General features: G+C 67.6%; 20 protein-coding genes. 5 read left to right on the forward strand and 15 right to left on the reverse strand.

All coding sequences use genetic code 11. The features are described from left to right. Positions 1–40: 40 nt before the first annotated feature. Positions 41–2,182, reverse strand: coding sequence for a hypothetical protein (locus I5E68_RS01180; RefSeq protein WP_197159997.1), 2,142 nt, complete (start codon positions 2,180–2,182; stop codon positions 41–43). A gap of 45 nt (positions 2,183–2,227) precedes the next feature. Continuing rightward, on the reverse strand, positions 2,228–3,481 hold the full coding sequence (locus I5E68_RS01185; protein WP_197159998.1) for a TIGR04063 family PEP-CTERM/XrtA system glycosyltransferase: 1,254 nt from the start codon (positions 3,479–3,481) through the stop codon (positions 2,228–2,230). 66 nt (positions 3,482–3,547) lie between these two features. Between I5E68_RS01185 and I5E68_RS01190 the strand changes: the two genes are divergently transcribed. The 3 genes from I5E68_RS01190 (at position 3,548) to ctrA (ending at position 6,116) form a co-directional block, all read left to right on the forward strand. After that, positions 3,548–3,820 carry a hypothetical protein gene (locus I5E68_RS01190; RefSeq protein ID WP_197164858.1) on the forward strand — a complete coding sequence of 91 codons (273 nt, stop codon included), beginning with the start codon at positions 3,548–3,550 and terminating at the stop codon, positions 3,818–3,820. Continuing rightward, the gene (locus tag I5E68_RS01195) at positions 3,813–5,231 is read left to right on the forward strand and encodes a putative O-glycosylation ligase, exosortase A system-associated (protein ID WP_197159999.1); all 1,419 of its coding nucleotides are present in this window, start codon (positions 3,813–3,815) and stop codon (positions 5,229–5,231) included. Before I5E68_RS01190 ends, I5E68_RS01195 begins: the two co-directional genes overlap by 8 nt. A 189-nt stretch (positions 5,232–5,420) precedes the next feature. After that, on the forward strand, positions 5,421–6,116 hold the full coding sequence (ctrA, locus tag I5E68_RS01200) for a response regulator transcription factor CtrA (protein WP_197160001.1): 696 nt from the start codon (positions 5,421–5,423) through the stop codon (positions 6,114–6,116). Positions 6,117–6,259: 143 nt separating this feature from the next. On the opposite strand, the gene I5E68_RS01205 is transcribed toward ctrA, so the two are convergent. Next, positions 6,260–6,952 (reverse strand): LrgB family protein, encoded by a 693-nt coding sequence (locus tag I5E68_RS01205; protein ID WP_197160002.1) that lies wholly within the window; start codon positions 6,950–6,952, stop codon positions 6,260–6,262. After that, a complete protein-coding gene (locus tag I5E68_RS01210) occupies positions 6,949–7,353 on the reverse strand; it encodes a CidA/LrgA family protein (RefSeq protein WP_197160004.1) in 405 nt (134 codons plus the stop codon). Before I5E68_RS01210 ends, I5E68_RS01205 begins: the two co-directional genes overlap by 4 nt. A gap of 192 nt (positions 7,354–7,545) precedes the next feature. On the opposite strand from I5E68_RS01210, the gene trmB reads away from it, so the two are divergent. Continuing rightward, positions 7,546–8,265 (forward strand): tRNA (guanine(46)-N(7))-methyltransferase TrmB, encoded by a 720-nt coding sequence (trmB, locus tag I5E68_RS01215; protein WP_197160006.1) that lies wholly within the window; start codon positions 7,546–7,548, stop codon positions 8,263–8,265. 42 nt (positions 8,266–8,307) lie between these two features. Here trmB and I5E68_RS01220 read toward each other — a convergent pair whose 3' ends face one another. After that, the gene (locus I5E68_RS01220) at positions 8,308–8,925 is read right to left on the reverse strand and encodes a hypothetical protein (protein ID WP_197160008.1); all 618 of its coding nucleotides are present in this window, start codon (positions 8,923–8,925) and stop codon (positions 8,308–8,310) included. Positions 8,926–9,095: 170 nt separating this feature from the next. Then, on the reverse strand, positions 9,096–11,363 hold the full coding sequence (locus I5E68_RS01225) for an NADP-dependent malic enzyme (RefSeq protein ID WP_197160011.1): 2,268 nt from the start codon (positions 11,361–11,363) through the stop codon (positions 9,096–9,098). A 116-nt stretch (positions 11,364–11,479) separates the two neighbouring features. Between I5E68_RS01225 and mutS the strand changes: the two genes are divergently transcribed. After that, positions 11,480–14,098, forward strand: a complete 2,619-nt coding sequence (gene mutS, locus I5E68_RS01230) for a DNA mismatch repair protein MutS (RefSeq protein ID WP_197160012.1) — start codon at positions 11,480–11,482, stop codon at positions 14,096–14,098. 272 nt (positions 14,099–14,370) lie between these two features. Here mutS and I5E68_RS01235 read toward each other — a convergent pair whose 3' ends face one another. From I5E68_RS01235 to I5E68_RS01275, 9 genes are all read right to left on the reverse strand, one after another. Next, positions 14,371–14,688 carry a hypothetical protein gene (locus tag I5E68_RS01235; RefSeq protein ID WP_197160013.1) on the reverse strand — a complete coding sequence of 106 codons (318 nt, stop codon included), beginning with the start codon at positions 14,686–14,688 and terminating at the stop codon, positions 14,371–14,373. A gap of 116 nt (positions 14,689–14,804) precedes the next feature. Continuing rightward, positions 14,805–15,674: a 3-hydroxyacyl-CoA dehydrogenase family protein gene (locus I5E68_RS01240; RefSeq protein WP_197160016.1), complete on the reverse strand. Its 870-nt coding sequence runs from the start codon at positions 15,672–15,674 to the stop codon at positions 14,805–14,807. Between the two features lie 67 nt (positions 15,675–15,741). Beyond that, entirely contained in the window at positions 15,742–16,326 is a 585-nt protein-coding gene (locus I5E68_RS01245) for a cob(I)yrinic acid a,c-diamide adenosyltransferase (protein WP_197160020.1), read from the reverse strand. A 224-nt stretch (positions 16,327–16,550) separates the two neighbouring features. Continuing rightward, a complete protein-coding gene (locus I5E68_RS01250; protein ID WP_197160021.1) occupies positions 16,551–16,784 on the reverse strand; it encodes an HIG1 domain-containing protein in 234 nt (77 codons plus the stop codon). Beyond that, positions 16,781–17,644, reverse strand: coding sequence for a tRNA glutamyl-Q(34) synthetase GluQRS (gene gluQRS / locus I5E68_RS01255; RefSeq protein WP_197160022.1), 864 nt, complete (start codon positions 17,642–17,644; stop codon positions 16,781–16,783). The genes I5E68_RS01250 and gluQRS overlap by 4 nt, the downstream gene beginning before the upstream one ends. A gap of 47 nt (positions 17,645–17,691) precedes the next feature. Continuing rightward, a complete protein-coding gene (locus tag I5E68_RS01260) occupies positions 17,692–19,059 on the reverse strand; it encodes a methyltransferase family protein (protein ID WP_197160024.1) in 1,368 nt (455 codons plus the stop codon). A gap of 101 nt (positions 19,060–19,160) precedes the next feature. After that, positions 19,161–20,534: an outer membrane protein assembly factor BamB family protein gene (locus I5E68_RS01265; RefSeq protein WP_197160026.1), complete on the reverse strand. Its 1,374-nt coding sequence runs from the start codon at positions 20,532–20,534 to the stop codon at positions 19,161–19,163. A 23-nt stretch (positions 20,535–20,557) separates the two neighbouring features. Beyond that, positions 20,558–21,334, reverse strand: coding sequence for a tetratricopeptide repeat protein (locus I5E68_RS01270; protein WP_197160028.1), 777 nt, complete (start codon positions 21,332–21,334; stop codon positions 20,558–20,560). 164 nt (positions 21,335–21,498) lie between these two features. Continuing rightward, the gene (locus I5E68_RS01275; RefSeq protein WP_323982056.1) at positions 21,499–22,626 is read right to left on the reverse strand and encodes a glycosyltransferase; all 1,128 of its coding nucleotides are present in this window, start codon (positions 22,624–22,626) and stop codon (positions 21,499–21,501) included. Positions 22,627–22,637: the final 11 nt, after the last annotated feature.

The raw sequence follows: 22,637 nt of genomic DNA on the forward strand, positions 1-22,637 counted from the left end.
GTGACGCCCTACCTTGCGGCACGGCGGCGGTGTTCGCGTATCAGGCAGCGCCGCTCATGCGCTGCAGCGTGGCGAGCGCGGCACGCAGCGCCTGTTCGGTCTGCGCATTGTCCTGGCGCGTGCCATCCTCGCGACCGGGAGCGTCGAAGCGGCGTTCGTTGCGTGCGGAAGCCTCCGGCTGGCGGGGCAGCGCGGCGACGGTCTCGCCCGGACGGGCGAAGGATGCGGCACGGCGGGCCTCTTCGCCGGGGAAGATCACGACCGGCTCGATATCCTCGCTGTCGGGTTCCTCGATGCGGATGAACTCCTGGCGCGGTGCGCTCGGGCGCGAGAGGTCGAGCAGCGAGGAATAGCCTTCCTCCAGCTCGTCTTCCGGGCTTTCGAATTCGGCCTCGCCCTCATCCTGATCCTCGGCGCTGTCGTCGGCGCGCAGGGCCGGTTCGGGCATGCGCCAGGAAACGGGAGTCGCGGCCAGCTCGGCTTCTCCCTCGTCAGCCTCGGCAGCAGGCGCCAAGGGACGTGCAAGACCGATATGGCGCGGCGGAATGTAACCGGGAAGGGCGAAGTCATCGTCCTCTTCCTCGAAGCTTGTGGGGTCGACCGGACGCATCGCCGCGGGAACCGCGTCATATGATGTGTCGGGCCCGGTCTGCTCGTCGAGAGCGGAGGGCGTCTCGGCAAGGAACTGGACGGGTTGCGCCTCGAAGTCGTCGGCATCGTTCGGAGACGCGTCCACGTCGTACTGCGCGGTCTGGTGCCCGTCGTCTTCCGGCTCGTCACCCTCGATGGCATCGTGCGCATGCGCCTCGTAGGCCTCGCCGACGAAATCGGCCTCACCCTCAAGGGCAGCCTCGGTCGCTTCGGGCGCGAGCGCCTGCGTCTCGAACGCGGCCTGTTCGATCTCGGCGCGGCGGCGCGTCATGGCCAGAGCCAGGCGTTCGAGCAGTTCGAGGTGCGACAGCGAGCCCAGTTCGGAGGCGGCGATACGGCGGGCGGCATTGCCGCCGTCCCGATCAGCGCCAGTCCGGTCTTCGCCAGTCTGGTCTTCGTCGGCCCGGTCCTGCTCAGGACCATCCATGTCGGCGCGAGGCGCGTAGTCCGTGGCATCGGGCGCACTTGCCTCGACCTCGCCGTGGCTGCCTGCAAGCAGGTCGAAGCCCGGGCGCGGCGCGACGCCCGCCGACGGGATCGCGCCCAGCCGGTGCGCCAGCTCGGAGAGGCTCGCCTGTGCGCCGTGCAGCGGTCCGGCGGTGGCGATCGCCTCCTGATGCTCGGAAATATCCTCAGCTGCTTCGCCATCGGACGTGTCCGCGCGCGCCAGCAGAAAGGCGGGGAAGGCATCGTCCTCGTTCGACGCGGTGGGCAGGGCGGGTGCATCGTTGCGCACGAAGACCTGGGCACCATCCTGGCGCGCGACGTTCGCCTCGGGAAAGTCCGCTTCGTCGAAGTCGGGCAGGGTAGTGGCAGGCGGGGTTTCGATCTTGGCGGCGATTGCCGGCTCGTTGCCGAGCGGGGCGAACGGGTCTTCGGTGGCGAAGCGTCCGGTATCGAACTCGTCCTCGCCGAGGTCGAACTCGCTGACATCGAGAATCCCCGGAGCCACAGGAGCCTTGCGCACCTCTTCCGCCTCGTGGGTTTCGTCCGCACGGGCGCTGGCGGTGACGGCTGCGAACTGTTGTGGTTCGGCGACGTCCTGTTCCTGGGCCTGCTGCGCGTCCTCTACCTCGGCGGAGGTCGCGAGGGCTGCTTCGGCTTCACTCTCGCCCTCGGCCTCGATCTCGGGCTGAACCGGTTCCTGGCTGGAGGCGCGGTGGCGCAGGCGCTCGGCGGTTGTGTTGGGCGCGGTCTCCGGAGCCGCCTTGCGAGCCTTCCTCGCGACCTTCGAGCGCGCTGTGCCCGGCTTCGCGAGACGACGCGAGAGCAGGCCGCCGACGAAGGCACCGAGCGCGGTCGCGGCAAGAGCGCAGGCGATGCGGAAGGTGGCGCCGAGCGGCGGCGCGGCCATCGGCAGGATCGAATCGAGGCGGGTGACGCTGACCAGTCGCTCGATCAGCGCGGTCGGAACGGCGATCGAGCACAGCCCGGCAATCGCGCCGCACCACAGTCCGACGATCGCCGGAAACAGCGGATGCCGCGTGATTGGCTGCTTCTTGCCTGTTTTCCTGCGCTTGTGATCGGCCACTTGGTTCGTCCTGTCATCCGGTCTGCAAGGGGCATGATCGCACAGTCAGGCGGCGACCGTTAACCCCTTTTCGAGAAAGGGAGGTGCCAGCATTTGGTAAACGTCTCGATAACGACGCGCGTTCACGGACCAGTCGTGGCGCTCGCGCACATGGGCCAGCCCTGCACTGCGGTAAGCGGGCCAGGAATCGCGTTGTTCCAGAAGCTTGGCGATAGCCTCGGCGCAAGCTGCGGGATCGTCGGGGGTGAACAGCACGCCAGTGCGCCCATGCTCGACGAGCTCGCGGTGTCCGCCCACGTCGCTGGCGGCGACGAGCTTGCCCTGCGCCATCGCCTCAAGCGGCTTGAGCGGGGTGACGAGATCGGTGAGGCGCGAGCGCTTGCGCGGATAGGCGAGCACGTCGGTCAGCGCATAATAGCGCTCGACCTCGTCGTGCGGCACGCGGCCGACGAAGCGGATCGCATGAGCGGCGGGGGAAGCCTGTGCCTGCGCCCGCAAGGCCTCGGCGCGCGGGCCGCCGCCGACCAGCAGCAGGCGGGCGTCGGGCTGGCGTGCGAGGATCCTCGGCATCGCCGCGATCAGCTCGTCGAGGCCCTCGTAGTCGTAGAAGCTGCCGATGAACCCGATCACCGGGCAGGTGCGGCCATCGACCTCGAAGCCGAGCTCCCGTGCGAGGGCGGCATTGCGCCACACCGGCTTGCCGAACAGCGAGAGATCGACGCCGTTGGGCATGACCGTGACCTTGTGCGCAGGGGTCCCGCGCGCGAGCAGGTCGGAGCGCAGCCCCTCGCAGATCGTCACCACCGCATCGGCTCCTGCGATCACCCGTTCCTCGAGCCAGCGCGTGAGCCGGTATTTCGCCGAGCCTTCGCGTCCGGTCCCGTTGCCCACTGCCGCGTCCTCCCAGAAGGCGCGGATTTCGTAGACCAGCGGAATCGCGTGGCGACGCGCGACGCGCAGCGCGGCTGCACCGCACAGCGCCGGCGAATGGGCATGGAGCACGTCGGGCCGCCAGCGCTCGAGCACCGCCTCGATGCCGCGCTCGAAGGCGTTGACCTCGTTCCACTCGCGCCACACGGGCGGACCCTTGGCGAGCCCCGTGCTGCGGTGGAAGACGAGCCCGGCGCTTTCCTCGATGCGCGGACCCTTGGCGTAATGGCGCAGGCCCGTCACGCCCATGACGTCGTAGCCCATCGCCTGCTGCGCCTTGAGGATCGCGCGCGTGCGAAAGGCATAGCCGCTTTGCAGCGGCAGCGAGTGGTCGAGCACGTGGAGAATGCGCGGCTGGCGTATTGTCATGCTGGGAATCCCTAGAAGAGAACGCTTAACGTGGCGTCAACCGCAACCTGCTTTAAGGCATCGCGAATGGTCGACATCCTAGCCCTTGCCCTGTCCCACGGCCTGCTTGCGCTGGCCGTCTGGCGCCTTTTGTCGCGCGACGACCTCGACGTCGAATCGCTGGTCGGGACCGGGCCGTCGGATGAGGCACAAGCGCGCGGAGCGAACGAGGCAGATGGATCGGGCAAGCCCGCGCCCCGGCGCGCGATGCGTACGCGCAGCGCTGCCTCGCGGCGCATGATCGTGCCGGGACGACCGGACGGCGAAGCCCCCCCGCACGGGAAGGGCGACGATGCTTAACCTGGCGCTGACGGGCTTTTTCCTGTTCCTGCTGATCCTGGGGACGCGACGGCCGTTCATCTGGATCCTTTGCTATCTCTATATCGACATCGTCGCGCCGCAGATCATCTCGTGGGGATTTCTTTCCCAGATTCCGACTTCGCTGATCGCCTTCCTCGCCGCCTTCGCGGGCTGGCTGGTGTTCGACGACAAGCGCGACAGCCGCTTCACCTGGCGTCAGGGCGTGCTTATCGTGCTCTTCGTCTACTGCGGCATCACCACGCTCACCGCCGACTATCCGGCAGAGGCACTGGAGAAATGGGCCTGGGTGTGGAAGGCGCTGATCTTCGCGATCTTCCTGCCCTTCACCTTGCGCACGAGGCTTCGCATCGAGGCGGTTGCGCTGGCGATGGTGCTTTCGGCCAGCGCGCTGATCATCGACGGCGGTATCAAGACCGCGATGGGCGGGGGCGGTTACGGCGCGCTGCGTATCTTCGTCGAGAACAACACCGGGCTCTACGAGGGCTCGATCCTCTCGACCGTGGCGATTGCGATCATCCCGCTGGTCGCGTGGCTGGTGCGTCACGGCACGATCTTTCCCGACAGCTGGCCTTCGCGCATCTTCGGGGCGGCGCTGGTCTTCGCCTGCGTGCTGATCCCGGTCGGGACCCAGGCGCGCACCGGGCTGGTCTGCCTTGCCGTGCTATGCCTGCTCTACTTGCGCACCGCCCGGCACAAGGTGCTGATCATCGCGGGCATGGCGCTTGCGGGCGTGGTCGCGGTGCCGTTCCTGCCCCAGTCCTTCGTCCAGCGCATGGACACGATCGAGAACCATCAGGCAGACCAGTCGGCGAGCACGCGCCTTGGCGTATGGAAATGGACGCTGGGCTACGTGCGCGACCATCCGCTCGGCGGCGGCTTCGAGGTCTATCTCTCGAGCCGGGTCTCGTACGACACCGTCGTCACCGAGACCACCGGCGCGCTGACCACGGTCACGCGCCAGCAGGTCGTCGAGGAGGGCCGCGCGTTCCACTCGAGCTACTTCGAGATGCTGGGCGAGCAGGGCTACCCGGGGCTCGCGCTGTGGCTGCTGCTGCAAATTTCCGGGCTGTGGCAGATGGAAGTGCTGCGGCGCCGCTATAAGACATGCAAGGACCCGCAAGAGGCCTGGGTCGCGCCGCTCGCGAACGCGCTCCAGCTCACGCATGTCGCCTATCTGGTCGGCTCGCTCTTCGTAGGCATCGCCTTCCAGCCGTTCATCCTGATGCTCGTGGGTCTGCAATGCGGGCTGTGGAGCTATCTGAAGCGGATCGGCCAGGGACGCACCGGAGTACCGGCGCGCTCCGGGGCAGCCGACGAAGGGGCCGCGAACGACCGCTCCCGAAGGGCCCCGCGCACGATGCGTCTGGGGCCCGAAAGCCGTTCATCATGATCGTGACACGGTTCCCCGGCCCAATGGTCGAGTTACCTAATAAATTACACGTATCATGGGATTAGCGCCGTCCTTCACAGAGAATTAACCTTTAACCTTCATTCCACCTATGGTTAATAGATGGCCTTGGCCGTCTCGGGGCCGGACTGCTTCGGCAGGCCAGACAGGGGCAATGAAGGGGATACCCAAATGCGAGTGCTGTTGATCGAGGACGAACCTACTACTGCGCGCGCTATTGAGCTGATGCTCACGGCCGAAGGGTTCAATGTCTATTCTACGGATCTGGGCGAGGAAGGCCTCGATCTGGGCAAGCTCTACGACTACGATATCATCTGTCTCGACCTCAACCTGCCCGACATGCACGGGTACGACGTGCTCAAGAAGCTGCGCGTCGCCAAGGTCCAGACCCCGGTCCTGATCCTCTCGGGCATTTCCGAGATGGACTCCAAGGTCCGCTCGTTCGGCTTCGGTGCCGACGACTACGTGACCAAGCCGTTCCACCGTGAAGAGCTGATCGCCCGCATCCACGCGGTCGTGCGCCGCTCCAAGGGCCACTCGCAGTCGGTCATCCGCACCGGCAAGCTGGTCGTCAACCTCGATGCCAAGACGGTCGAGGTCGACGGGGCCCGCGTGCACCTTACCGGCAAGGAATACGCGATGCTCGAGCTGCTCAGCTTGCGCAAGGGCACCACGCTGACCAAGGAAATGTTCCTCAACCACCTCTACGGCGGCATGGACGAGCCCGAGCTCAAGATCATCGACGTGTTCATCTGCAAGCTGCGCAAGAAGCTCAGCCATGCCTGCGGCGGCGCGAACTACATCGAGACCGTGTGGGGCCGTGGCTACGTGCTGCGCGATCCCGACGAGATGCAGGAAGTCGCCTGATCGCAAGGCCCGGGTGCGAATCGCTCCCGGAAAGGCGAATCGGTTCAAGCACGGCCCGCTCTTTCGAGCGGGCCGTTTGCGTTTTGAGCGTCGATTCGCGGTGAAATGTTCTTCACCATCGATTAGCCGTGTCGACTAACCCCTCAGAGCAAAATCGCGAGGATCGAGAGCAGGCTTGCGGTCGCGATGGCATTGAGCGCCATGCCAAGGCTCGCGAAGGCACCTGCGGTCGCATCGACCTGGAATGCACGCGCCGCGCCGATGCCGTGCGACGAGACGCCGAGTGCGAAGCCGCGGGTGCGGTAATCGCGCAAGGCGAGCAGGTTGAGCAGCGGCGTCGCGATCATCGCGCCCAGCACGCCCGAGATCAGCACGACGCTCGCCGCCAGTGCGGGAACGCCGCCCAGCTGCCCGGCGATGGCCATGGCGACCGGGGTCGTCGTCGCGCGTGGGGCGATCGAGGCGATGATCTCGACAGGGGCACCGAACAGCCAGACGATCCCGGCGCCGCACACGATCGAGGTCACCGCGCCCGCGCCGAGCGCCAGCGCGATCGGCACCGCCATGCGGGCGATGCGCTCGCGCTGCTGCCACACCGGCACCGCCAGCCCGACGACCGCCGGGCCGAGCAGGAAGCTGATCGGGAAGGTCGCCGCCGAATAGGTCGCATAGGGCGTCCCCGTCGCGGCGAGCAGGCCGATCAGCACGGGCGTGCTCCAGAGCACCGGGTGAAGCAGCGGATGGCGCCCGCAGCGGCGCGAGAGCGTGTCGAAGGCCTCGAACACGCCGAGCGTCACCGTCAGCCAGAACAGCGTATCGGTCAGCAAGCCGGTCATCGTGCCGCCTCCTCGCTGCTGCCCTGCTTTGCGGTCGGCGAAGGCGCGTCGGGATCGACCGCGACGAAGCGCACCAGCGCCCAGCGGAACACCAGTGCGGTGACGACTATGGTCATGACGGTCGAGACCAGCGTCGCGCTGAGCAGGGCGGCGCCGTAGCGCGAGAGGACGGGCCCCTCGTCGATCAGCCCCACCGCTGCGGGGACGAACATCACCGCGAGGTGCGCGGTCAGCCAGCCGGTCACCGCGACCAGCCGCGGTGTCTCGCGCCGCACCAGCGCCAGCCAGCCGAGCAGCAGGACCATGCCGATGACCGATCCGGGCAGGGCAAGCCCGGTGAGGCGGTGGATCGCTTCGCCCGCGAGCTGGCAGGCGAGCAGGAGGAAGATGGCGGGCAGCATGCGGGGGCCTTGGTCGATCAGTGGAAAGAACGCGTCTTCGGGTAAGTACCCTTGGCCTCCTTTAGGGCCTTCATGTGCAAGGTTTGCAATGGAGACTTTCGGCGAAAATGCACCGGGGCATCCTCGATGCGGCAATATCCGGCGCGCGCGAGCCATTGACCGGGCGCGCGGCTTTTGCCAGTGCCGCGCCCCATGACTGCGCACAAACCCGGCGATCCGACGACTCTCAACCGCCTCTATGGCCGTGCCAAGGGCAAGCCCCTGCGCACCGGCCAGCAGGCGCTCGTCGACACGCTCCTGCCCAAGATCGCGATGCCCGAGGAAGGGCCGATCACCGCCGAGGTCCTGTTCGGCGAGGACTGCCCGCTGCACTTCGAGATCGGCTTCGGCGGCGGCGAGCACATGGCCTACCGTGCCGACATGCTGCCCGGGCACGGGTTCATCGGTGCGGAGCCCTTCATCAACGGTGTCGCGCAGGCACTCGTCCACGTTTCGGGCGACAATGGCGCGCATGCGCCGCTCGGCAACGTGCGCATCCACCATGGCGACGCGCTCGAGGTCCTTGCGCGCATTCCCGACGGCTCGCTCTCGTTCCTCTACCTGCTGCACCCCGACCCCTGGCCCAAGGCGCGCCATGCCAAGCGGCGCATGATGAACGACGGGCCGGTCGACATGTTCGCGGCCAAGCTCAAGCCGGGCGGCGAGTTCCGCTTCGGCACCGACCACGCCATCTACCTGCGCCATGCGCTGATGGTGATGCAGCGCCACACCGACCAGTTCGAATGGCTCTGCGACAAGCCAGCCGACTTCCAGAACCGCCCCGGTGGCTGGCCCGAGACGCGCTACGAGCACAAGGCGCGCACCGTCTACGGCCACGAGGTCTGGTACTTCCGCTATCGCCGCAAGGGCTGAGGGCCAGCCCGCAGTTCGCAAGGCTTAGCCGCGTGACCGCGCTCAGAGGTGTTGCTGCGTCTTGCGCAGCAATTCCTTGCGGCGCTTGCGCTGGCGGATCTGGTCGGTCTCAATCGAGAGCGGCTGGACCTTGGGGCCCTTTGGAACGTTGCGGTCGAAATGGAAGCTGCGCGTCGCGCCCACGGGCATGTCCTCGAGCGCGTAGAGCGCGACCACGGTAAGGTCGAACTGCTCGACTTCGTCCATCTGCACGTCGGTCTCGTCATTAGCCTCGAGCAGCGTCGCGACGATGTCGTCGAAGTGGCCGATGTTCATGAACTGGCCGGTGGCGAGGCTGCCCTGGCCCATCAGCGAGCGCGGGTCTTCGCCGAGGTCTCCGGGCAGTTCGCGGAGGTCTGTCAGCGCCAGCTCGATCTGCCGCCCACGCACGTGGACGGTGGCGATGAGACTGGAGACGTAAAGTGGCTGGCTGCTCATGTTGGTGACGAGGCAGCGGCTGCGCATGCCCCGGCCAGCGGCGCGGGTGATCAGGATGGTCGAGCGCTTGGTGCCGCGGAACTGCACGAGCAGCAGTTGCAGGTAGATCACCCAGACGATGAGCATGGCAAAGCTCAGCGCAACGCTGAACACCTGCGTATGCTCAAGGAACCACTGCCACATCGCACCCTCCTCAGCGCCTGCGACGCCGGGACTCGCCCGGCCAATGCCGCGCGCAGGTAGGCTTCGCATAGGTGCGGGTCAATCGTGGTCTGCTTCAAGCCTGCGAAAAGCAAAAGGCCCGGGGTGCTGGGAGCACCCCGGGCCCTTCAATAGTCCGACAAGATGTCGCCTCAGCCGGCGACGCCCGCCGCCGCGAGAACCGCGCTGGTGAGCACGTCGGGCGCGATCGAGGTCATCGGCACGATCTGCACCGGCTTCTCCATGCCGAGCAGGATCGGGCCGATCGAGGTCGTCCCGCCGATTTCCTTGAGCAGCTTGGCCGAGATGTTGGCCGACTGCAGGCCCGGCATGATCAGGACGTTTGCCGGTGCCGAGAGGCGGCTGAACGGGTAGAGTTCCATGATCTTGGGGTTGAGCGCGGCATCGGGGGCCATCTCGCCTTCGTACTCGAAGTCGGGCTTCGCGTCGTCGAGGATGTGCACGGCATCGCGGATGCGGTCGAGCCACTTGCCCTCGGGGTTGCCGAAGGTCGCATAGCTCAGGAAGGCGACGCGCGGCTCGTGGCCCATGCGGCGCGCGACCTTGGAGGCCTCGGTGGCGATGATCGCCAGTTCCTCGGCGCTCGGACGCTCGTTGATGGTGGTGTCGGCGAGGAACACCGTGTGGTTCTTGCCGACGAGCATGTGCATGCCGAAGGGCAGCTTGTCCTCGGCCGGGTCGAGCACGCGGCGCACGTCCTTCATCGACTGCGCGAAGGGACGCGTCATGCCGGTGATCATCGCATCGCCCACGCCCATCTTGAGCAGGCCAGATGCGAAGATGTTGCGGTCGGTGTTGACCATGCGCTGCACGTCGCGCTGCAGGAAGCCGCGGCGCTTGAGGCGCTCGTAGAGCATCTCGACCATCGGCGCGACGTGCTCGGAGACCATCGAGTTCTGGATGTGGTAGCTGTCGGGGTCGGTGACGCCCAGCTCGTTCATCAGATCGCGGATGTTCTGCGTGCGGCCGACCAGGATCGGTTCGCCATAGCCGAAATCGCGGTACTGGATCGCGGCGCGCAGCACGACCTCGTTGTCGGCCTCGGCGAAGATCACGCGCTTGGGATCGGCGCGGACCTGCGCGTAGACGCGGCTCAGTGCCGAAGTGGTCGGGTTGAGACGGCCCTTGAGTTCGAGGCGGTAGGCCTCGAAGTCCTCGATCGGACGCTGCGCGACGCCCGAGGCCATGGCCGCCTTGGCAACCGCCATCGGCACCACTTCCATCAGGCGCGGGTCGAACGGAGCGGGAATGATGTATTCGCGTCCGAACTGGTGGGTCTCACCGCCGTAGGCTGCGGCGACGTCTTCGTGGACCTGCTCGCGGGCGAGTTCGGCAATGGCGTTGGCCGCCGCGATCTTCATCTCCTCGTTGATCGCGGTCGCCGAAACGTCGAGCGCGCCGCGGAAGATGAAGGGGAAGCCCAGGACGTTGTTGACCTGGTTGGGATAGTCCGAACGGCCAGTGGCGATGATGGCGTCCGGGCGCACCGCCTTGGCATCGTTCGGGTTGATCTCGGGGTCGGGGTTGGCCATCGCGAAGATGATCGGCTCGTCGGCCATCTTCTTCACGTATTCGGGCTTGAGCGCGCCGGCTGCGGAGAGGCCGAGGAACACGTCGGCACCGACCAGCGCTTCCTCGAGGGTGCGCGCTTCGGTGTCGATGGCGTGGGCGCTCTTCCACTGGTCCATCGATTCCTCGCGACCGCGGTAGATCGTGCCCGAACGGTCGCACACGGTGACGTTCTCGTGGCGCACGCCCATCGACTTCATGAGTGCGGTGCAGGCGAGCGCCGAGGCGCCGGCGCCGTTGACCACGACCTTGATCTTGTCGAGGTCACGTCCGGTGAGATGGCAGGCGTTGATCAGGCCGGCGGCGGCGATGATCGCGGTGCCGTGCTGGTCGTCGTGCATGACCGGGATGTTCATGCGGTCGCGCAGCGTCTGCTCGATGATGAAGCATTCGGGCGCCTTGATGTCCTCGAGGTTGATGCCGCCGAAGCTCGGCTCCATCATCGCGATCGCCTCGATCAGCGCCTCGGGATCCTCGCTGTTGAGCTCGATGTCGATCGAATCGACGTCGGCGAAGCGCTTGAACAGGACTGCCTTGCCTTCCATCACCGGCTTCGAGGCGAGCGCGCCGAGGTTGCCCATGCCCAGGATCGCGGTGCCGTTCGAGATCACCGCGACGAGGTTGCCCTTGGCGGTGTAGTCGTAGGCCGCCTGCGGATCGTCGGCGATGGCCTGCACCGGCACGGCCACGCCCGGCGAATAGGCAAGGCTGAGATCGCGCTGGGTCGCCATCGGCTTGGAGGCGATGATCTCGATCTTACCAGGGCGGATCGTCTGGTGATAGAAGAGCGCCTCGCGCTCGGTGAACTGGACCTTGCTTTTCTCGGACAAGCGATATCTCCCCGGATGAGCCTGCGCCCCTAACCCAAGAATCCGCGACGCGATAGGGGAAAGGACGCCTGGCCGCGCTTCACAAGGGGGCGCACGCGGCGCTAACGCTGCTTCCCATGAGTTCCGGCGCGACCCCCATGATGGCCCAGTATCTCGCCCTGCGCGAGCAGGCCGACGACTGCCTCCTGTTCTACCGGATGGGCGACTTCTTCGAGCTCTTCTTCGAGGATGCAAAAACCGCAAGCCAGATTCTCGATATCGCACTCACCACGCGCGGCGAGCACGATGGCGCGCCGATCCCGATGTGCGGGGTGCCGGTCCATTCCGCCGAGAGCTATCTCGCGCGGCTGATCAAGGCAGGGTGCCGGGTCGCCATCGCCGAGCAGACCGAGACCCCCGCGCAGGCCAAGGAGCGGGCGAGGAAGGAAGGTCGTGCGTCCAAGGCGCTGGTCGCGCGCGATATCGTGCGCTTCGTCACCGCCGGAACGCTGACCGAGGAGGCGCTGCTCGAACCGCGCCGTGCGAACGTGCTCGCCGCCGCCTGCGAGGTGCGCGGCACGGTCGGTATCGCCGCCTGCGACATCTCGACCGGGCGCATGGAGCTCGAGGAATGCGCGCCCGAGCGGCTCGCCGCCGCGCTCGCAAGGATCGGGGCGAGCGAGCTGGTCGTGCCCGAGGGCTGGGAGGCCGCGCCCGAGACCGCCATCGCGCGTTCGGGCCACGAGTTCTCCTCCGATGGCGGGGCCGAGCGGCTCCAGGTCATCCACGGGGTCGCGACGCTCGACGGCTTCGGCAGCTTCACCCGCGCGATGCTCGCCGCAGCTGGCGGGCTGGTTGCCTATCTCGACCATGTCGGGCGCGGTGCGCTGCCGCTGCTGCTGCCGCCCGAAGCACGCGCGGGCGATGCCACGCTGGCGATGGACGAGGCGACCCGCGCCAGTCTCGAGATCCTCGAAGCCGCACAGGGCGGGCGCAAGGGCAGCCTGATCGACGCGGTCGACCGCTGCGTCACCGGCGCTGGCGCACGCCAGCTGGCCGAGGACCTCGCCGCGCCGTTGACCGACCGGCAGGCCATCGCCGAACGGCTAGATCTCGTCTCGCGCCTCTTCGAGGATGCGCTGCTGCGCGAGGACCTGCGCAGTGCGCTGCGCTCGCTGCCCGATATCGGCCGCGCGCTCGGGCGCGTTGTTGCCGGGCGCGGCAGCCCGCGCGATCTCGGCCAGCTGCGCGACGGGCTTTCGGGCGCACACGAGATCGGTGCGCGTCTGGCCGCACGCGACAACCTGCCGGTACTGCTCGAACGCCTGCTCCCCGAGCTCGCCGGGCATGGCGAACTGGTCGACCATTTCGCGCGCGCGCTCGTCGCTTCCCCGCCGACCGAGCGCGGGCAGGGCGGTTACATCGCCTCGGGTTACGATGCCGGGCTCGACGAGCTGCGCGTCACCTCGGGCGATGCGCGCAAGGCGATTGCCGCGCTTGAGGCGCGCTACCGCGAGGAGACCGGCACCCCCTCGCTCAAGATCAAACACAACAACGTGTTGGGCTACTTCGTCGAGGTGCCCTCGCGCCACGCCGACAAGCTGATGGAGGCCGACAGCGGCTTCTCGCACCGCCAGACCATGGCCGGGGCGATGCGCTTCAACGCGCTTGCCCTGCACGAGGAAGCGAGCCGCATCACCGAGGCCGGCGCTCATGCCCTCGCGCTCGAGGAAGCGCATTTCGAGGCGCTGGTGGCCGAGGCCGTTGCCGCGCGGCGCGAGATCGCCCGCGCCGCCGCCGCGCTCGCCCGGATCGACGTTTCGGCCGGGCAGGCAGAACGTGCCGCCGAGGGCGGCTGGACCTGTCCCGAGGTGGTGGACGGGCTTTCGCTCGAGATCGAGGGCGGGCGTCACCCGGTGGTCGAGGCTGCACTCAAGCGGCAGGGCGAGCGCTTCGTCGCCAACGACTGCCGCCTCGCCAGCCATGACCGGCTCTGGCTCATCGGCGGCCCGAACATGGGCGGTAAGTCGACCTTCCTCCGGCAGAATGCGCTGATCGTACTGCTCGCGCAGGCGGGCGGCTTCGTGCCCGCTGCCTCGGCGCGGATCGGCATGGTCGACCGCCTGTTCAGCCGCGTCGGCGCTTCGGACAATCTCGCGCGCGGGCGCTCGACCTTCATGGTTGAAATGGTCGAAACCGCCGCGATCCTGGCGCAGGCGACCGACCGCAGCTTCGTGATCCTCGACGAGGTCGGGCGAGGGACCTCGACGTACGACGGGCTCGCGCTCGCCTGGGCGGTGGCCGAGGCGGTGCACGAGAGCAACCGCTGTCGCTGCCTCTTCGCGACCCACTACCACGAGATGGCGCGTCTGGCCGAAACCTGCGAGGCGCTCTCGCTGCATCATGTGCGCGCGCGCGAGTGGAAGGGCGATCTGGTCCTGCTTCACGAGCTGGCGGAAGGACCCGCCGACCGCAGCTACGGTCTTGCCGTGGCGCGGCTCGCCGGTGTCCCGCCCAAGGTCATCAGCCGTGCCAAGGCGGTACTCGATAAACTGGAAAAGGGGCGAGCGGAGACCGGTGGTCTTGCGGCCGGGCTGGGGGAACTGCCGCTCTTCGCGGCCGCCGAGGACGCGCGCGAGGAAGCCTGCGACACCTTGCGCGAGAAACTGCGTGACATGGACGTCGATGCGCTCGCACCGCGCGATGCGCTCGAGATCCTCTACGATCTCAAGCGCGAGGCGGGAACCGAAGCTTAACCTTGCGGGTCTAGGCCCGAGCCATGTTGTTCGGACCCAGGATCACGAATGTCTTCCGCAGTCGCTGGCAGGCGCTGTTCTGGGCGGCCAGCGTGCTGCTGACCGCCTATTGCTCGGTCCCTGCTCCCGAAACGCATGGGGGCGGTCAGCCGAAGGCTTCCGCCGAAGTGCATGGCAAACATAGTAACCCTTGGGCGAAGAACTCGCCCTCCTCTCCGTAGTGTCTTTTCAGGCCCGCCCGTTTTGCGGGTCGGGCCCTGTCGTAGCGGAGCTCAGCTGCCGTCGCGGGCAAAGGCCGGGTCGGCGACGCCTGCGCGTCCGTAGCGGTTCTCGAGGTCGTCCATGGTTTCCTCGCCGCGGTATGCGGACATGTCGATCACGCCGCTGGTATCCATCTGGCGCATGTGGTCGACGAGGTCCTGCGCGTCCGAGTTGTTTAGGCTGGAGGACAGCTTCTCGCTCTGCTCGAGGCCGAGGATGGAAACCGGCTCGACCATCGCCTGGTCGCTCACCGTCTGGGCCTGCGCCTCGGCATCGGCCTGTTCGTTGTTGACCGTTTCGGGGGCGAGTTCGGGGTTACGCTGGCTCATCGCTTGTCTCCTTTGCTCCCCTAACAAAGCAGTAGCGATTCGCGTTCCCGGAGGGGCGCTCTTTCGAGGCCTTGCGCGATGGCCGGCCGCCTTTCAGCGACCGGCCGCTTGGCTCGTCAGAAGCTGGGAACCGGGGTCTCGCCCGAGTAGTCGTAGAAGCCCTTGCCGCTCTTGCGACCATACCATCCGGCCTCGACGCACTTCTGCAGCAGCGGGGCGGGGCGGTACTTGGGGTCGCCGGTCGTGGCGTGGAACACCTTCATGATCTCGAAGAGCGTCTCGAGACCGACGAAATCGGCCAGCGTGAGCGGCCCCATCGGGTGGTTCGCGCCCAGCTTCATGCCCGCGTCGATGTCCTCGACCGAGGCAAGGCCCTCGCCCAGCACGAAGATCGCCTCGTTGAGCATCGGGCACAGGATGCGGTTGACGACGAAGCCGGGAGCATCGCCTGCCAGCACCACGGTCTTGCCCAGCTTCTCGCCGAAGGCCTTCATCCGCGCGGTGGTGCCGTCCGAGGTGGCGAGGCCTGGGATGACCTCGACGAGGCCCATGACCGGAACCGGGTTGAAGAAGTGCATGCCGCAAAAGCGCGTCGGATCGGGCGACTGCGCGGCCATGCGGGTGATCGGGATCGAGCTGGTGTTGCTGGCGAGGAGGGCATTTTCGCCGAGCACTTCGCCCACTGCCTCGAAGATCTTGGCCTTGATGTCCTCGCGCTCGGTCGCGGCCTCGATCACGAGGTCGCACTGCGCGAGCGGGCCATAGTCGCCCACCGGGGTGATGCGGTCGAGCAGCGCATCGGCATCCTCGCGGGTGATCTTCTCCTTGGAGACCAGGCGATCGAGGCTCTTGGCGATCGAGGCCTTGCCCTTCTCGGAATTGGCGAGGCTGATGTCGGTCAGGATCACGTCCATGCCCTTGCTCGCGACGGTCTGGGCAATGCCCGAACCCATGATTCCCGCACCGATGATACCGACTGTCTGCACTTTTCCGGGCTCCCGTTGTGATGATTGTATGTGCGCGCTGGTTAGCGCGCGGCGCTGGCCTGCGAACCTAGCGATTTTGTCCGGGCGTCCACAATACGTCGCCCGAGGCACCGTGATTGATCGCGCGGGCGAGGACGAAGAGATAGTCGCTGAGGCGATTGAGATAGGACAGCGCGGCCGGGTTGACCGGGCCCTCGCCAGCCAGCGCGACGGCGCGGCGTTCCGCGGCGCGGCAGCTTGCCCGCGCAACGTGCACCCTTGCGGCCGCCTCGCTGCCGCCCGGCAGGATGAAGCTGGTGAGCGGGGCAAGCCCGGCGTTGAGCGCGTCGATCGCCCCCTCGAGCCAGTCGACCTGGGCATCGACGATGCGCAAGGTCATCTCGCCCGGCGTGAAGTCCTCGCCCGGGGTGGCGATGTCGGCGCCGAGGTCGAACAGGTCGTTCTGGATGCGCTGGAGGTCGCGCGCTTGCGCGGTTTCGCTTTCGCTTCCCTGTGCCAGCGCGCAGACCGCGAGGCCGATCGCGCTGTTGGTCTCGTCGACCGCGCCGATCGCTTCCATGCGCGCGGCATGCTTGGGCAGGCGCGAGCCGTCGACGAGGCCGGTGGTGCCGTCGTCGCCGGTGCGGGTGTAGATCTTGTTCAGCCGGACCATCGTGTGCTTTCCATGGATTGCCTGTGCGCCTTAGACCAACCGGCGTTGAGTTTGACTCATTGCAGGTTGGTCAAGCCCGCGCGGCGCCTCAGCGTTCCAAGCTGCTGATGCGCCAGCATCACTGCAGTTTGCTATTAGCGCCTGTGCCGTAGAGGCCAAGCAGCACAAACGACAGGTTTTCACCTGCCGGATGGCGGTCGCGCGGGGAACCTGGGCTCCTGACCCTAGCGGCTGAGCGCGAGCAGCAGCGCGCAGACCAGCACCGCGGCGGCCTGGTACTTGATGCGGTTGAACATCATCTTGTTCTGCAGGACCTGGTTGGGCGTCGGTCCGGTCGCATCGGGATCGCGCTCGAGGTCCTCTTTGGTGCCCTTGAGGAACGCGGCGATGCCGCGCACGAGGCTGATGACGACCATGATCACGAGGATCACCATGATGGGTACGAGGATGTAGCTCATGGTGCCCGGTCTACGCCTTGTGCGTCGGCTTGGCCAGTTTCGAGCGCGATGCCTGCGGGCAGATCGCCATGGCGCAGGCTCTGGGCGAGTGCCTTGCCGTCCTCACCCGCGCGCCTGCGGTCGTCGAGCGAGGGCGAGCCGCGCCGTTTGGCAAGCTTGCGCCCGTCGGGCTCGACCAGCAGGGCGTGGTGATGCCAGACGGGTACCGGCAGGCCGAGGAGGGCCTGCAGCAGGCGATGGACGTGGCTCGCGCTGAACAGGTCCATCCCGCGCGTTACCAGCGTGATACCGTCGCGCGCGTCGTCGAGCGTCGCGGCGAGGTGGTAGCTCGCGGGCAGCCCCTTGCGCAGCAGCACGACGTCTCCGGTGAGGTCGGGCCGGGCCTGCTGCTCGCCCGCGATCTCGTCGGTCCAGACCAGCGGGCCGGCGAGCGCCATCGCGGCTGCGACATCGAGCCGCCATGCTGCGCCGTCGGCGGGCACGTCGCGTCCGCGGCAGGTGCCGGGATAGACCGGCCCCTCGGGACCGGTGCTGCGTGCCGCGGCAGCGATCTCGGCGCGGGTGCAGGTGCAGGGGTAGAGGAGGCCCATCGCCTTGAGCCGCTCTGCGGCCGCCGCGTAGTCGGCGAGGCGCTGCGACTGGTAGCCGACTTCGCCGTCCCAGCTAAGGCCGAGCCATTCGAGGTCGTGCAGGAATTCCTCTGCGAACTGCGGGCGGCTGCGCTCGCCGTCGATGTCCTCGATGCGCAGCAGGAACGATCCGCCGCGCGCGCGGGCAAGATCGTGCGCGACGATGGCGGCATAGGCATGGCCGAGGTGGAGCGGGCCGTTGGGGCTGGGCGCGAAGCGGGTGCGGATCATCGTGCGCCCCTCTCTAGGCGAGCGCGAGCGGGCGGACCAGTGCGTCCCTATTCCGCGGGCACGGGCGCGGGGCTGCGTGGCCGCAGGCGCTGGCCGATCCGGTCGATGCTGCGCGTGATCGGGGCGTTCTGCGCCATCCAGGCGTGATAGGCCCGGTACTTGGCGTCCTCGGCGAGCAGGTGCGCTTCCTCGGTCTTCGCGCGCCAGTAGTAGATGCCGCTGACCACGCCGAGCAGCACCGTGTTGCGTACCGCATCGGTGAGCGAATGGCTGGTGACGAGGAAGGGCAGCGTCGAGGTCCACCAGAACAGGTTCTTCGAGAGGTACGCCGGGTGGCGGGTGAAGCGATAGGGACCGTTGGTCAGCACGCCGCGATAGGTGAGGTTGGAGAAGCGCAGGCCGAAGGCGAAGGTCGCCCAGGCGTAGATCGCGGTGAGCGCGACCATCAGCGCGGCCCAGCCCCATTCGAGCGCGGTGTGGCCGTGCATCCAGTAGGCCCAGCCTTGCGTGTTGACCTCGTATCCGAGCACGTCGGCGCGCCCGATCGTGCCCCACACGAAGGGGGGATAGCACAGCAGCGCCGCGACCCAGCCGCCGAGCAGCGGGTTGCCGCTGCGGATATGCGCATCGAGCGGACGGAAGGTGAAGATGTAGCCTACCGTGCCGATCTGCACGTCGACGAGGAACAGTAGCGCGATGACGAGGCCGCCGATGGCGACGGGATCGCGGCCCAGCGTCGCGAAGTCGGTCTCGACCACGTGTTCGAAGCCGCCGGGCAGGATCGAGATCATGAAGGCGCCGAAGAAGCCCTTGATCGCCCAGGCGCGCCAGTGCCGGGCGACCTGCGCGCCATCCCAGGGCTCGTCGCCGATCAGCATCGCGCCGAAGTGCCAGCTGGCATCGCGCGGCTCGATCATTACCCTGTCGAGCCAGATCACGTAGGGAACCACCATCAGGGCCATGAGTGGCCCCGCCAGTGCCAGCACGTCCATCGCGAAGACGTACTGGCCGTCCCAGTACCAGCGCGCGATGCAGTAGAACAGGCCGATGCCCGCCCAGGTGACCCACAGGCCTGCGATCTTGGTGGTGGCGGTCGCAAGCGCGGCGCGCCAGGAGCGCGGGGCGTGCCAGTCGATCCCGGTGGAGGGATTGCGGTGGACCTTGTCGATCAGCACCGACCATGCGGACATGGCAAGGCCGACGAGAAGTACCGAAGCAAGCGCGGCATAGGGGCCGCTCAGAGGCGCGCGCGGCCCGGGCAGGGAGAGTGCCTCGCCTATCGCGGCCCAGTTGCGGCATGTCGCCAGCCAGCCGAGCAGGGTGGCAAGACCGACCAGCCCGACCGAAGCGGGAACGTCGCTCACGGGCCGCTCGGACCCGGGTCGGTTCTCGATGTCCAGATGCCCGCCGTTCATGACGGGATGCCTAGCGCAAAAGGGTTAAGGCCTGCGAAACGGGAGGCTTCCCCGCAAAGGGGAGCCCTTTCGCAGGCCCTGACCTGACGCCCGGCCATGGCTCAGCGCCAGGCGGTGATCCGGCCCGAATCGTCGAGGATATAGAGCGTGCGGTTGGCGACAACCGGGGCCAGCGAGACCGCATCCTTGAGCTCGGTGAACAGGGTCTGGTCGCCGCTCGCGGGGTCGACCTTGTAGACCTCACCGCGCGAATTGGCGGTCCACAGCGTATTGCCGGCAAGCACCGGGCCGACCCAGAAGACCGGGTTCTTGCGCTTCTTGGGATTGCCGAAGCGCTGCAGCTGGGTGAGCCAGCGGACCTTGCCGGTCGAGCGCGCGATGGCGAGAATCTCGGCGTGATCGTCGAGCGTGAACACCCAGTCGCCCGCGACCGCGGGGGTCGAGATTCCGGCGAGGTTGAGTTCCCAGATGCGCTGGCCGGTGACCAGCTCGTAAGCGGCCATGCGACCGCCCTGACCGAGCGCGTAGACGCGCCCGTCGTCGATGATCGGGTCGGCGTCGACGTCGGTGAGGCTTCCCACCTCGGTCGAGATCGAGGTGCGCGAGAGCGCGTCCGACCACAGCTGGCGGCCGTTCTCGTAACGGTAGGCGACCAGTTCACCCGAGGAGTAGCCCGCGATCACGGTGCCGCGACCGGCGGCCGGGGCGGCAACGCCGAACACGCCCGATTGCTGGAGCGAGCCCGACTCGTTCCACAAGACCGAGCCATCGGCGGCGTTGAGCGCAAAGATCTGGTTGTCTTGCGTCATCACGTAGATCGCGTTGAAGGCGACCGTCGGCGAGCCGCGCAGCGGACCGGCAGGCTTCATCGTCCACAGCTGGTTGCCGCTGGCGGCTTCGAGCGCGGCGACTTCGCCAAGGCCCGTGGTCACGTAGACCTTGCCAGCATCGAAGCTGACACCGCCGCCGAACATCGAGTTCTCGTTGTCGCCCGAAACCGCAAAGCTCTTGGACCAGACCTGCGCGCCGGTCTCGGCGTCGAAGGCGTGGACCACGCCCTTGGTATCCATGACGAAGAGGCGCCCGTCACCCACCACCGGCGAGGCGGCGAGGCGTGCGCGCTGCGAGCTGCCCTCGATCTGGGCGGTCCAGACCTTGCCCGGGTTGGGCGCAAGAGCGAGGTGTCCGTAGGACTTGTCGGCGCTGCCGCCGCCTTGCGCGAAAGTCGTGTTGACCTGTTCGGGAGGCAGGATCACCGAGACCGTGGACAGCGTCGGGTCGACCTCGGCGCCGCTCTCGATGCGCGAGAGGATCGGCACGCGCTCGCCCACGGTCGGGGTCTTGGGATCGTCCTTGCCGCCGAAGATCTTGCAGCCCGAGAGCCCCATCACCAGCGCGAGCGCGAGGAGGGGAAGGGTCCGCTTCGAGGCGGGGCGTGCGGCACGGGGCGCGGCAGTCTTGGCGGTTGCGGTCATCGTCTTGTCCTTGCGTCCCTTGATCACTTCTTGGCCGAGGCGGCGGGCAATGCCTCGCCGTTCTCGTCGACGACGTCGTCGATCGCATCGACGCCCAGCACCGCGGCCAGCTGGCGCGCGCGGCTGCGCAGGTCGTCGGAGACGCTCTCGTCCTTGGCGATGGCGGCGAAGAGCGGACCGGCCTGGTCGCGCTTGTCCATCTTGAGGTAGGCCATCGCGACCATCTCGCCCGCAACGCCGAACCAGGCATTGCCCGGCGCGGCCATCGGCTTGAGGCGATCGACCACGTCCTGCGGCTTCATCTCGTCGAAGCGCGCGGCGACGGAGCGAACCGTCGCGAGGTCACGCAAGGGCTTGGGCACGCTCTGGTCGGCGGCGACCTGGTCATAGATCTTGACTGCGCCCGTGGCGTCGTCCTTCTCCATCGCGATACCGGCCAGCATCAGCTGCGCCGGCGCGGCGTTGGCCTTGGCATCCTTGGCCGCGAGCGCCTCGAACTTGCTCTTCGCATCGTCGAGGTTGCCCGCCTTGACGCTGTCGAGGCCCTGGATGAAGGCTTCGGCGTGTTCTTCGCGCAGCGACTTCTGGTGGTGGTTCCAGTAAAGCCAGCCCCCGAAGGCGGCGAGGCCCAGGACCACGACCGCGAGCAGCGGCTTGCCCCAAGTCTTCATGAAGCCTTCCATCTGGTCCTGGCGAACCGCGTCGTCGACTTCGCGCATGAAGACGTCCTGCTGGGCGGCGCGCTGCGCGGCCTTGCGGTCATCGTTGCTGGCGGGAGAATTTTCTGGTGGCAGAGCCAATTTACGCACGCTTTCTGCGGTAGAACGGAATGGTTGCGGGGGTGTTTAGCGCATGCATGGCGCTTTTCAACGGGATTGATCGCTGCACGTCCCGCGCTGAAGCGGAACTGAACGGCGCGCTCGGTGTCTCGCCTTCCCCTGCACCCGGGACCGCGATTGCGGCCTCACGGGAACGAGGTGCGCCCCATAGCCTGTGCGTACGTGCGGCGATAGGCCGAAATCATCGCGTCCTCGCCGTAGTGGGCACGGGCATGGGCGCGATTGGCAGCGCCCAGCCGCGCGCGCAGGTCCGCGTCGGCGGCGAGGCGAGCGAGCGCTGCGGCAAGCGCCGTCTCGTCCCCGGCAGGACTCACGAAATCGCGGTTCGCAGGCGTTACCATCGCCGCGACGTCACCCACCGCGGGCGAAGCGACGGGAACGCCAGCGGCCATCGCCTCGACCAGCGAGATCGGGAACTGCTCGCTGTCGGACGAGAGCGCGAAGATGTCGAACAGGCCGACCACACCGGCAGGTGGTGAGACGAATCCGGGCAGATGGACCCGACCCGCGATGTCCAGCCTTGCCGCCTCGGCCTCGATCTCGGCGCGCTCGGGGCCTTCTCCGGCAATGACGAGCTTCCACTCGCCCGGCAGCGCGGCGAAGGCGCGCACCAGCCGGGGCAGGTTCTTGACCTTGCGCAGGCCTGCCAGAGTGCCCACCCACTTCTCGCCCGGCGCCTTGACGAGGCCGGGAATGGCGTCGGCAGGCGGCGTGGCGATGCAGGCTGCGGCGTCGATGCCGTTGACGATCTGCACGACGCGCCCGCGCGGCTGGTGCCAGGTTTCGAGCGCGATCGCCTCGAGCCGGCGCGAGGGCACGACCAGCGCCGAGGCGGCGGGCAGCGCAAGGCGGCGGAACAGGTTGCGTTGGGGCTTGAGCCCTTGCGCCTCGTCCTGGTTGAAGCCATCCTCGTGGTGGACGAGCGGGGGCAGGGCAAGCAGCGGAGCGAAGAGGCGCCGGGCCATGACCGCGTCCATCGCGCCCCAGTTATAGGTGAGCACGAGGTCGAAGGGGCGCATCGCCCGGGCGATGGCGTGCAGCCTTGCGGGCGAGGGGAGGCCCTGCAGCGAGGGAAAGTCGAGCGGGTAGGCGACCTCCAGCGCGGGATCGACCAGCCTTGCGGCGCCGTGCGCGCCGGGCTGGGCCGAGACGATCGTGTGGCGCACGCCGGGCCCGAAGGCCTGCATCAGCCGAACCGCACGCAGTTCCTTGCCGCCGGCATCGAAGCCCGAGTGGAGATGGAGCAGGTGCACGCGCGCAGCCT

It is taken from the genome of Novosphingobium aureum (assembly GCF_015865035.1).
In the GTDB taxonomy this organism is placed as follows: domain Bacteria; phylum Pseudomonadota; class Alphaproteobacteria; order Sphingomonadales; family Sphingomonadaceae; genus Novosphingobium; species Novosphingobium aureum.